The organism is Bradyrhizobium sp. 142 (assembly GCF_023074015.1).
Taxonomy (GTDB): domain Bacteria; phylum Pseudomonadota; class Alphaproteobacteria; order Rhizobiales; family Xanthobacteraceae; genus Bradyrhizobium.
In genome coordinates this window covers 1-11,508 of the sequence record NZ_JADPKQ010000148.1, presented here as the reverse complement: position 1 = coordinate 11,508, position 11,508 = coordinate 1, and the positions used below count along the sequence as shown (strand labels likewise).

The window sequence follows — 11,508 nt, the reverse complement described above, 5'->3', positions numbered from 1 at the left end:
CTTCCAGCGGCCGTCGAGGCCATGCGCCAATACTGGATGCCGATCCGCTACGCTCGCGCCCGCTGATCACCGCAGACGTGGGAGCTCATACCGGTTACTGTTAATGACGCTCAATGATCTGCAGCCCATTCTGCTTCCATGCTACCGTTGAGATGTCTCGATCAGCCACGCGCGAGGGAAAGAGCGGCAAAGGGCAGGCATGAACTGCGCGTACAAGCCTCCTTGATGAAACGCTGAGCTCTTGGAAGCACGTCGGAATAATGATCTACAGAATGAAACGAATGCGGTGCGCGCGCCTGCTGAACAGCTAGTGCTAAGCGCCCAAGCGAACGTTTGTTCACGTCTCATCTAAAGTACAGGGCGATCTAGTTGACAGAGCTTGCCGTCAATTTGCGCCGGCAGTTGAAGCCGAACGTTGTTTTTTCTTGTTGTCGTCGATGGGTTGATTCAGCCTGATGACCGCCTTCTCAAGATATTTGCTGGCCCAGAGTATATCATTTGCAAGAGCAAGGCGTGCGCCTGCACCATCTCTTGCGGCTAAGCTCGCCAATATCGAACGGTGAGGATGATCCTTCGCGGTTGCGGATTCGCTGAAGTCATTGAGCGTGAGAAGGGGACCCATTTGAACCCACAGATTTTCGATTAATCCGCAAACCACAGGCAAATCCGATGATCGGTAGATCCTGAAATGAAACTCCTCGTTGATCGATAGCACGGTCTGCACATCGCGACGCCGCCTTGCGAGCATCAGCTGCTCATGCATTTTCTCCAAAGCGGAGACACTTTGCGATGAGATGTTGTTCGCAGCAGCTTCCGCAGCGCGGCCTTCCAGTTCGATTCGAATGTCCCGAATTTCCCTGAACCGGGCCACACTCAAGACCGGAACCATCATCGTGCGTGACTGGTGCGGAACGAGCCCGCGTTCAGAAGCCAACCGGAGGAGCGCCTCTCTGACAGGCGTGACACTCACTCCAAGTTCCTGGGCCAATGGCTTCAATAGAAGCCGCTGACCCGGCCGGAACCGGCCGGCCATCAGAGCCTTGCGAAGCTGGAAGTATGCCCGGGCGTGCAAGTTGTCGCGCCCGACGTGCAGCCGATCCATATCCCTTGGCATGAGCAAGTTGGCTGAGGCAGCAGAAGCATCTGCGGCTAGAGATCCATCCTTTCTCATTTTTCCTGTTTCCTGTCTCGGTGCGGCGCGACTCGTGGTGGCCCGCTTCTATGCCACGACCGTGTACCACGGCCGCAACGCGCTACGAAAGTTCAAAGGGGCCGTACAGGCCCCTTTGACAATCCGTCGAACGCTCCACGCCGGTCTAGCCTCCGGAGGGCGGGGTCCAGGGCAAGGGAGCGAGCGCCTCAAAGTCTGTCACCACGTCTATAACTGCGGGCTTTCCGGACCGGCGCGCATGGTCGAAAGCTTTGGCCAAGTCACCGGGCTTTTCGACGCGCACACCGAAACAATCGAAATCGCGCGCGATTTGTGCGAAATCCGTGTCTCGATAAGCGAAGATCTCCTCTTTATTGCCTTTCCTACCTTCGTAGGCGATGTCGATGTTTCTTCTGCCCTGTCCAAGGCAATGATTGTTGTCCACGATCGTGATCACGTTGAGACCATGCCGCCTAGCCGTTTCCAGCTCGGGAAGATGATACATGAAGCCACCGTCGCCGGTTAAGCAGACGACAGGGCGGTCTGGCATAGCGCACTGGACGCCGAGCGAAGCCGGGAAAGCCCACCCCAAAGAGCCGGCGGCTCGAAGGTAGCCCTGGGCCGGGTCAGTGAGATAGACGAGCGTCCCGCTCCAATGCGATGCGTAGCCGGTATCGGCCACCAGCATTGCGTTCTTCGGCAGCCAGTCCGAGATCTCCCGGCACAGACGCTCCGGCCTGATTGGCATTGCCTCAGACGACCGCGCGGTCTCCGCTTCTGCCCGCCATTCGGCGACGTAATCAGTAACCTTTCGCTGCCAATTTGCTCGTGCACGAAATGGCAGTTCCGAGTCGAGGCGCTCGAGAGCCGTTTTCGGATCGCCGTGTACAGCAATCGCTTCGGGAAAGTTGCGACCAAGCTCCGCCGGATCAATGTCGATCTGTACGATCTGCGTCTCTGGCTTCGGCAGCTTCCAGTGGTTCGTGATCATGTCGCCAGTATCGCTGCCGACGTAGATGACAAGATCCGCATCATGCAGGATCTGATTTGCACAGCTCCGCGAGTAGGTTCCGGCCACCCCTCCGTTTTGCGGATGAAACTCCGGAAGAGCGTGCTTCGCGTCAAGGGACATCACCACTGGAATTCCGTGGTGCTCGACGAGCGCCTTCAGCGCTCCTTCGGCTCCCGACATCATTAAGCCAGCGCCTGCAAGAATCACGGGGCGCTCCGAAGCCGCGATCGCAGCCGCAGCACGACTGAGCGATTCGGGATCCGGAGAGAGACGGAAAGCTGGCACCTTCGCGAAGGTTTCTTCGGGAAAGATGGCAGCCGTGAATTCGGCGGCGCCAACGATGTCGCCCGTATAGCCGGCGATGTCGAGATGGACAGGGCGGGAGGCGCCGGTGGTCGCCTCTCTGAATGCTTGACGCAGGAGATGGGGCAATTGCGAAACCTCATCCACTCGACCTCTGAACTTCGTGACGGAGGCGTAAAGCGGCTCGTGTGGAAGTTCCTGATAGGCATTTCGGTACTGGTAGGTGGCCGCGTGACGACCCGTCAACGCGACAACGGGCGAGTAGGCAAACCAGGACTCCTGGAGAGCCGCAGCAAGATTGGCGGCTCCGACGGACTGCGCCATGCAAACGGCCGGGCGCCGCAATGCGCGTGCATAGCCGTCAGCCATGTACGCGATGCCCTTTTCCGAGTGCCCAAGAATCCGCTTGATGCCGAGATCTTCCATCTCGGTGAGCGCCCGCCGCAGAACGGCATCCATGAAGAAGACATGAGAGATACCTTTCGCCTTGATGGTCTCGGCGATGAAGCGCCCTCCAGTCATGCGGCGGGCCGGCGCGACCGCAGTATCGACCTTTGACAACTTTAAATTGCTCATCTTACCTCATCTCTTTAGTGGTCTAGCCCTGTAAACGCCTCAGGATCGGCATCTAGCCTGAATCACGGCACCGTACCGGCGTGAGGTATCTCGCGTTGCGCGAGCTTTTTATATGATATAAAAAGTCCCGTCAATGCGAGTTCCACCGCCCGCATCGGAGGGCCTTGGCTGCGCCCACGACGGCTCGCTTGTGAGAGAAACCAGCAAAGGAGAGACCATGATCCGCTACGAACTGTCGGGAAAAAGAGCGCTCGTCACCGGTGCAGCGTCAGGCATCGGCTTGGCGACTTTGAAGCAGAGGCAGAAGCAGGGTGCACTGTTGCGCTCAATCACCTTCCCGATGATCCAAGAGCGCCTGAGGAGGTCAGCAAGCTCCGCGCGGACGGCTACGACGTGTTCGGCGTACCTGGCGTCATAGGTGATGGGAAGGAGGCAGAACTCGTAAACGTCGCCCTCGACAAGATGGGGGGACTTGACCTTCTCGTGAACAATGCTGGCACGCCTGGAGCACGGAAGTCCATTTCGTCTTCCGATCTCGACCTCATTACTGACGAGGTGTGGTCGGCGGTGTTGGACACGAACCTCATCGGGCTTTTCCGATGCACGCGCGCGGCTGCACCGTCCTTGCGACAATCGAGAGGCGCGATCGTGAGCTTGGCCTCAGTGTCAGCATTGACGTCGAGAGGATCTAGTCTGGCCTATGCGGCAAGCAAGGCCGGTATCATTGCGATCACGCGCCATCTTGCTCAAGGTCTCGCACCAGAGATCCGGATTAACGCGGTGGCGCCGGGCGCGGTTGATAGCACCTGGCAGATCGAGTGGACGGAAGCTCAAAGGCAAAGCTCCATCGAGCGAACTCCGCTGCGGCGTAGATGCGTTCCCGAGGACATCGCCGAAACGATCGTCTATCTTGGCTTTGCAGCGCCCATGATCACAGGACAGACTATCGTCATAGATGGTGGTCTGACACTTTAGCTGCGGCTGAATTCGGGGCTGAAGCCTGCGAACTCATGCAAGCGTAGTCCGATCTAGATTATGTTCGAATTCCGAGCTGGCTTCCGAGACTGCAAGAGCGGCCAAAAGCTGGACCGTGGCACTCCAGATGCTGCCCAGCCACGGACAGGCTACACGAATGACGACAAAGCCGCGCGAACCGCGACTTTGTCGTTTCGCAATCGAGCTTCGTCCTGAAGCAGACATCATCTAAGGCATTTGCACGACACAGCTAGCCCAGACTCGCAAGGCGGCTGATGCTGTCAGTGAGTAAGGATACTCTCCTGCGCTGGTTCGACGCCGTCACCGTCCCGCGGCTGATCCGCTCAAGGTTATCGCCTGGCTCGCCGCTCATTCCACGATCGCTATGGTCGCTCGCGATCGCGGCGGGGGATATGACGAAGCTGCGGCAAGGGCCCTCCCGGACGCACGGCGCCTATGGATGCACTGCTTGCTGACCAAAGAGCCCGCCGAGAGAGGCAAGCCGATGAAGATGTTGGTCAGTATCGCCGAACAACGTATCGATCATGGTCACATGCTTGAAGTAATGACCGATGCTATATTCCATCGTCATACCGATGCCACCATGGAGCTGGATCGCCTGTCGCCCGAGCGCTTTTGAAGACTGTCCGATTTGGGCCTTTGCCGCCGAGATCGCACGTTCGCGCTCGACCGCATCCGCTTCTCCTGCCATCATGGTGGCATACACCGCCATGGAACGCGACTGCTCCAGCTCAACAAACATGTCGACCGCCCGGTGCTGGAGCACCTGGAAGGAGCCGATCGTTGTGCCGAACTGCTTGCGCGTCTTTAGGTAGTTAAGGGTAATGGCATGCATTTCAGTGAAGCAGCCGACGGCTTCAGCGCACAAAGCTGCAACCGCCTCGTCTGCAACTCGCGAGATGACCGGAAAAGCGTCGGCTGGATCGCCCATAACATCAGCTGCCTCAACACGGACATTCTTAAGCGCAATTTCGGCCGCGCGCAGTCCGTCCTGTGTCGGATAGCCGCGACGAACGAGACCCGGCGCATTACCCTCAACCAGGAAAAGACCAATCCCGCCCCTCTCCCGGACCCCTCCCGCCGTTCGCGCTGATACGATGATCTTGTCCGCTACGTCGCCGTGGAGGACCAAACCCTTTGTGCCGTTCAGTACCCACCCTTCTCCGTCCTTCTTCGCCCGAGTTTCAACATCGAACAGATCATAGCGTGATTGCGGTTCGGCATAAGCAAAGGCAAGCTTTGTCCGACCTTCCACAACAGCAGGAATGAGATTGGACTTCTGCGCTTCACTCGCTCCATGCCGCAGGAGCCCGCCTGCAAGGACCACGGTTGCGAAATAAGGCTCGAGGATCAGCGCCTTTCCGAAAGCTTCCATGACGATCATCGTCTCGACCGCACCGCCTCCAAGGCCTCCATCGGCCTCAGAAAACGGCAGCCCCAAAAGCCCCAGCTCGGCATAGCGCGCCCACATCGCTTCGCTGAATCCCGGTGTCTCCATCCGGTACTTGCGGCGGTCATCAAAGCCGTAACGCTCGCGCATCAGGCGCTCGACTCCGTCCTTGAGGAGCCGCTGCTCCTCGGAAAGATCAAGATCCACTACAAAACCCTCCTGAATCGGGGCCATAACCTCGCCCCTCAAACCTTGCCAGTAAGTCCACCATCCTTGGGACCGGGTCCGCCAGGCGTTAGAGCTTGAGGACGACTTTAGCGATGATATTCTTCTGGATCTCGTCCGACCCGCTATAGATCGGTACCTTACGACCATTGAAATATGCGGGTGCGATTGGCCCGGCCCACTCCGGACCGATCGGCGGCTCGTCGCGCTGGAAGTCCTCCTCTGATTGATAGGGCAGCGCGTAAGGACCGAGCACATCCATCAGAAGCTCCGCTGTCGCTTGTTGGATGTCCGAGCCTTTGATCTTAAGGATCGAACTCGCCGGATCCTGCATCCCCTTCTCGAGTTTCGATTGGTTGGCCACCACGCGAAGTTGCGTCATCTCGAGCGCCTTTAGCTGGACCTCGATAGCGGCAATTTTCTTGCGGAAATCGGCTCGATCAATCAGCCGCTCGTCGCCAACGCGGGTACGCGAAGCGAGCTCCTTGATGCGCCGGATACACTCTTTGGAAAGGCCAACACGAGCAATCGTGACGCGTCCGTTTCCAAGCACAAATTTGGCGTATTCCCAGCCGCGGTTCTCCTCGCCGACCCGATTCTCGACGGGAACACGCACATCGTCAAAGAACACTTCACAAACTTCGGGATAGCCATCGAACAGCTGAATCGGACGGACGGTGACACCCGGAGACGTCAGGTCAATGAGAAGGAATGAGATACCCCGCTGCTTCTTCGCCTGAGGATCGGTCCTGACCAGGCAAAAAATCCAGTTGGAATATTGCGCCAACGATGTCCAGATTTTTTGACCATTGACCACATAGTAATCGCCATCACGCACGGCCCGCGTCTTGAGTGAAGCGAGGTCAGAGCCAGCCCCGGGCTCGGAGAACCCTTCGCACCACCAGTCATCGCAATTCACTATGCGCGGCAGAAAGTATTTCTTTTGGGCCTCATTGCCGAAAGTATAGATCACCGGGCCGACCAAATTGATGCCACTCCCGGCCGGTTCCGGCGCCGGCGTCTCGCTCACCTCCTCGTTGAAGATGTAATGCTGGATCGGCGTCCAGCCCGTACCGCCATACTCGACCGGCCAGTGCGGCACGGCCCAGCCCTTCTGGGCCAAGATGCGTGTCCAGCGGAGCTTGTCGTCCTTGCTGGGATGCCTACCCGCAATCAACTTCTCCCGGATATCTGCGGGGATTGCGGAGCGGCAAAATGCCCTAACTTCATCGCGGAAGGCGAGTTCGTCGGCGGTAAAATTGAGATCCATTGTCGCTTCCTACAGGCGCGATGCAGCGCGCCGATCCAATTGGAATATATCCGAGGGTTGACATAAAAACTTACGATTCCGAGGGTTTTCAGCCGAATACATGCATTAAAGCCGAAAACTGCTCAGCTTTCATGCGTTCCTAAGGACAGAACCATCGGACTCGGCCGGGAGCATGCGCGAAATCGAGGAGGAACGGGCACGGAACTGGACTTCGCCACAGACGCCAGTCGCACATGTTGTTTGTTCGAATTGTCTTCAGGCATTTCCGCGGGCTGGCAGCGCCTCAGGCGTTTCTTTGGCTGCCGCCCGATTCACAGAAGCCGAGCTACGATCGCTCTTTGAGAGTCTTCGCTTAACCGCAAATGCAGCTTTGTCACAGCGCGGACCGACTCGAGCAAATTGGTCGAGCACGTGGTTGTTAAAGGCCTATTGTTTCGCCGATATCTGAATCCCGCTTGCGATTTTGGTCGGCTATCGGCACCTGTTTCGCATGGAGAGATCAGCACGATTCCGCACTGTCTGCTTGGGTACAAGACTTGTTGCTTCTTTTCGCCTAGCCGAAACGAACATGACCCGATCCCAGGGCCTGTCAGTCTGGCGAGGACGCCACCACCGGCCATCAGCTGCTCATCTATGGACCCTGGGCGAGCTACGACAGCGACCGGCTTTAAAATGACTTAGCTGCAAGACACTCACCCACAACATGGATGCAATTATTTCAATTGGGTTTGCACTGGGGTAGCCGAGCGCCTTCATGTGCTGTTGAAATTCGGCTTCCGCTTCTCCGCGAAAGCACGCACGCCCTCTTGGTGATCTGAGGACAATTCTGTTCTAATTAGGTTTTCTGCTTCAAAGTCCATCGATTCCTGAAATTTTGCGGTTAGGGCGTGGTCTAAGTTGTCCTTCATGCGGCCGTACGCAAATGTCGGCCCGTCCGCAAGTAATGTGGCAAGTGCGAGAGAATTGTCCTTCAATTCTGCATCAGGTACTACACGGTTGACCAGCCCAAGCGTCTCCGCCCGCTGCATGTCTAAGCGCTCTGAAAGAAACATGAGCTCTCGCGCGCGGGAGAAGCCGACAAGACGCGTCAACAGCCACGCAATTCCGCAATCCCCAGAAAGAGCGACCCGCGCATAAGCAGTTATGAGGACCGCGGACTGTGAAGCGATTCGAATATCGCATGCTAGGGCGAGCGCCAGTCCCGCTCCGGCCGCCGCACCTGGGATCGCTGCAATGGTGGGCTTACGAACGGCAACCAAAGCGCCCCAGACGTTTCGTTGACTTCCGCGCAAATCAGCCACGCGCTGATCGAAAGTCAGATCCGCCATGACCGTCTGGGCCATATTCTTCACGTCGCCGCCAGCGCAGAATGAACCACCTGCGCCCGTAAGAAGAATAGCACCGATTTGGGGATCTTCGTCGAACTGCCTTAGCAATTTTCCCAATGCAGAGCTTAAGCTCTTTGACAGGGCATTGCGGGACTGAGGCCTGTTGAGCGTGAGCACCGCAACACGACCCCGAGTCTCGGCTAATAACTCATCGGTGCCCGAGTCAACTTCTGCTCTCTGGGACATATCGTCCTGTCCTGACGCTGGGTGAAGATCGCACCCGGAGCTGACGCTGGCCGGCGTGAGCACTGGGCGCAACCCTTCACGTGTAAAATAGTTCGAGTTGCTACCGGTGTTTATCGGACCGATGCCGGCCAATAGGGCGGCCTCGGCCGTTGGTTTCGTGAGCGCCAGTTGATAGGATAAGGGACGCAAAAGTTGATTGCTCTGTCTCCCTGATATTTCAGCTTAGTGCCCTCGGGCAGCCAGATTATATCGCCGAGCTTCGCCTCAAGTACCTTGCTATAGTTTTCGCCCGTAACAACCCTCATGTTGCCACCGAGGGCGACAGAGGCTTGATCATATTTGGTTGTCCAATCCACAGAGGCGCCGTCAAACGTCGCAACAGTAGCGCCGAGCGTCTTGCTGATGACCGGACCGATCAAGCTACAGGTGGACGAATAACCGCCCTCGTGAACTCGCATTTGATAATAAACCATGTCTCCCGCCACAAAGTGCATCACTTCAGTTGACGGAGGCTCATCAGCAACAGCAGGGCGCGTATCCCAGTCGACGGGGCATCTTCCGTAAAATACCTTAGCCTTTTCACCCTCGTACTTTAACTTTGTGCCCTTCGGTAACCAGATCACATCGCCGAAGTTCGCTTCGATCACACGGCTATAGTTGTCCTCGGTCCGGATTCGGAACATTCCGTCCAGCACGACAACGACTTCGTCGTAGCTGATCTTGCGCTCGATAGAACAACCGTCGTAGGTGGCAATGCCCGCACAAATCGTCTTGCTGATCTCTGGCCCGATAACTTGACATTGAGATGCATACCCACCCGCCTCGGGATGAATTTGTGAAAAGACCATATCCTTGCTTTTGATCACCAGCGGTTCGGGCATCTTCTTTCTCCTTTCGTAATCTGCTTTTTCGAAGCAGCTTTCTCATGCGTCTGTAAACTGACTGAGGATAGATACTTTGACTTTTTGCGCGAAATGATCGTTGAGCCAAAGGCGGAGCTCAGAGTCGCTTTCTCCCGCCGAGATCCCCTGACAATTCCCCCAAACAAGATGGTACGAGTTCTGCGCGGATCCGAATTTTCTAAGCGCGCGGACATCTTTCGTAAGCATCGATGCAGGAACATATCAGGAGCGTGAACAGTGAAATGATTAAAATGCTTGCCATCTCGCAGGATTTCAGCGGGTAACGACCGCTGACGATTAAAATCTGCGTCTCTCGGCGGAATCGCGTTGTTCAAGCATATTGATCGAAGTTCACTTCAGTATCCGTTCGACGATAGACGCGCCTTCGCCCAGCGGAGCGATCTTCACCGCACACCAGACGCCAGCGAGCGCCAGGGGCACCGCGCCAGCAAAGCCCGCGCGTTTAGACACCCGCTTCTGGCAGCAAGATTATGCAGATGATCCTCCTCTCGTGGTTGACTCACCTGCGGTCCAGTTCAACCTAAACGGGGCGGCGGCATCGTCGGGGCAAGGCTGGAAACGAGCCGTCGGAATCAAACCTGTTGTATTCCAATCCCGGCTTTTGTCGCTCCGACGCGAGACGGCGGCTCAGGTTTGAGCTTACCTGCTTAGTTGAAGATGCGCTGGCCCACCAGCCAACAAAGGGCCGTCGGATCCGCACAGTCCTGCATCGATACCTCCAAAATGGACAGGACCATACTTCGTCGAGGGCATTATGGCTGTTCGATAGTGATCCTCGACATCGGATGCGACAGGTGTGGTACGCGATCATGGTCTTGCGCAGCGCCGCAACACGCATTCCTGCGCGCGCTCAGCCAGCACCTTATGCACGAACGGCGGCCAAGGTGCATAATCGAAGATCAGCACGCAGAGTCTGAGTAAACTTGTTCAGCCCAACATGCGGATAGACCCTAGCATCGACGGTGACCACGCGCGCGGTGCCGAGCGCATTCTTGAAATCTCCCCTTACCGAGGGTAATAGTCGCTTGGAGTAACTCCCCGTCGATCGCCATGCGCTCAGCGTCGAAATCGATACAAGGCGCCGGCTCGTCTGTAGAATTCCTGCAACCCGGGGCGATCTCCGCGGTCTTTAGGCGGCAACAAGCCTTTATGTCTAGGTCCGAAGGGCGAACCGCGTGTCGTGGCCATTTACATCTATCACCGGCAGTTCGGTTTGCTCGTGCGCCTCATCGTCGAGCAATTGACATCCCATAAGTCTGGATTAGGGCCTATGAATACGCCTATTGCTGCGCCCTTGGCGGCTTCCGTCATGGAAGCGCTCGCGCGCTACGACACCGCGACCATTTGCAACGCAATGGAAATAGTCGCGCCGGAGCGGCGGCTGATTGGGTACACGACTAAGCCATTGCTCTGTCCGTTCCCCGATCTGCCGCCGATTGTGGGTTTCGCCCGTACCGCGACGATCCGTTCGGTAGTGCGATCCAAGTTGTCGCCCGCCGAACAGGCGAAGCGTCGCATTGATTATTACAACTACGTCGGCACTGGGTTCGGCCCTCGAATTGTGGTGATTCAGGACCTTGACGGAGCCGATATTGGCTACGGCGCGTTCTGGGGCGAGGTACAGAGTAATGTGCACAAGGCGCTGGGCTGTCTCGGCGTCATTACCGACGGCTCGGTCCGCGACATCCCGCAGTGGGCGCACGACTTCCAGGTACTCGCCGGCTCGATTGGCCCGTCACATGCCTGGGTGCATGTCAACGGCTTTGGTGGAGAAGTCCGCGTTTCTGGCATGACCGTTCGTTCCGGTGACCTCATTCATGCTGACCGCCATGGCGCAATCGTGATCCCAATCGATCTCGCCGAAAAATTACCCGACGCGGCCGAGGTTTGCGGCCGTCGCGAGCAGCCGATCCTGGAGATCGCTCGCTCGGCCGACTTCTCGCTAGAGAAGCTCAAAGAGGCGGTGAAGCGCTCAGGAGAGATCCACTAGTCTTACTGAGTCAGAAAGTCGCGATCTTTGATCCTGGAATTGCTGGTATTTTCGGGAGATTCGTTTTTCGGCATGGAGAGCTGGGATGGGTCACCCAAG

8 protein-coding genes and 1 pseudogene are annotated in these 11,508 nt (G+C 57.1%); 3 read left to right on the top strand and 6 right to left on the bottom strand.

All coding sequences use genetic code 11. The features are described from left to right. Nucleotides 1-385 precede the first annotated feature (385 nt). Nucleotides 386-1,171 (bottom strand): GntR family transcriptional regulator, encoded by a 786-nt coding sequence (locus tag IVA82_RS14565; protein ID WP_247493342.1) that lies wholly within the window; start codon nucleotides 1,169-1,171, stop codon nucleotides 386-388. 145 nt (nucleotides 1,172-1,316) lie between these two features. Then, entirely contained in the window at nucleotides 1,317-3,041 is a 1,725-nt protein-coding gene (locus tag IVA82_RS14560; RefSeq protein WP_247493341.1) for a thiamine pyrophosphate-binding protein, read from the bottom strand. 87 nt (nucleotides 3,042-3,128) lie between these two features. On the opposite strand from IVA82_RS14560, the gene IVA82_RS14555 reads away from it, so the two are divergent. Both IVA82_RS14555 and IVA82_RS14550 read left to right on the top strand, forming a co-directional pair. Beyond that, nucleotides 3,129-4,016, top strand: a complete 888-nt coding sequence (locus tag IVA82_RS14555) for an SDR family oxidoreductase (protein ID WP_346659672.1) — start codon at nucleotides 3,129-3,131, stop codon at nucleotides 4,014-4,016. A gap of 263 nt (nucleotides 4,017-4,279) precedes the next feature. Continuing rightward, nucleotides 4,280-4,458: pseudogene (locus IVA82_RS14550) on the top strand (ISL3 family transposase); the annotation flags it as partial. Nucleotides 4,459-4,470: 12 nt separating this feature from the next. Here the strand turns inward: IVA82_RS14550 and IVA82_RS14545 are convergent. The 4 genes from IVA82_RS14545 to IVA82_RS14530 all read right to left on the bottom strand — a co-directional run bounded on the left by IVA82_RS14545 (nucleotide 4,471) and on the right by IVA82_RS14530 (nucleotide 9,377). Continuing rightward, the gene (locus IVA82_RS14545; protein ID WP_247493340.1) at nucleotides 4,471-5,634 is read right to left on the bottom strand and encodes an acyl-CoA dehydrogenase family protein; all 1,164 of its coding nucleotides are present in this window, start codon (nucleotides 5,632-5,634) and stop codon (nucleotides 4,471-4,473) included. An 88-nt stretch (nucleotides 5,635-5,722) separates the two neighbouring features. Continuing rightward, nucleotides 5,723-6,922, bottom strand: coding sequence for an acyl-CoA dehydrogenase family protein (locus IVA82_RS14540; protein WP_247493339.1), 1,200 nt, complete (start codon nucleotides 6,920-6,922; stop codon nucleotides 5,723-5,725). 752 nt (nucleotides 6,923-7,674) lie between these two features. Beyond that, the gene (locus tag IVA82_RS14535; RefSeq protein ID WP_247493338.1) at nucleotides 7,675-8,496 is read right to left on the bottom strand and encodes an enoyl-CoA hydratase-related protein; all 822 of its coding nucleotides are present in this window, start codon (nucleotides 8,494-8,496) and stop codon (nucleotides 7,675-7,677) included. Nucleotides 8,497-8,606: 110 nt separating this feature from the next. After that, entirely contained in the window at nucleotides 8,607-9,377 is a 771-nt protein-coding gene (locus IVA82_RS14530) for a hypothetical protein (RefSeq protein ID WP_247493337.1), read from the bottom strand. Between the two features lie 1,312 nt (nucleotides 9,378-10,689). Here IVA82_RS14530 and IVA82_RS14520 point away from each other — a divergent pair. Further along, nucleotides 10,690-11,409, top strand: coding sequence for an RraA family protein (locus tag IVA82_RS14520; protein WP_247493343.1), 720 nt, complete (start codon nucleotides 10,690-10,692; stop codon nucleotides 11,407-11,409). Nucleotides 11,410-11,508: the final 99 nt, after the last annotated feature.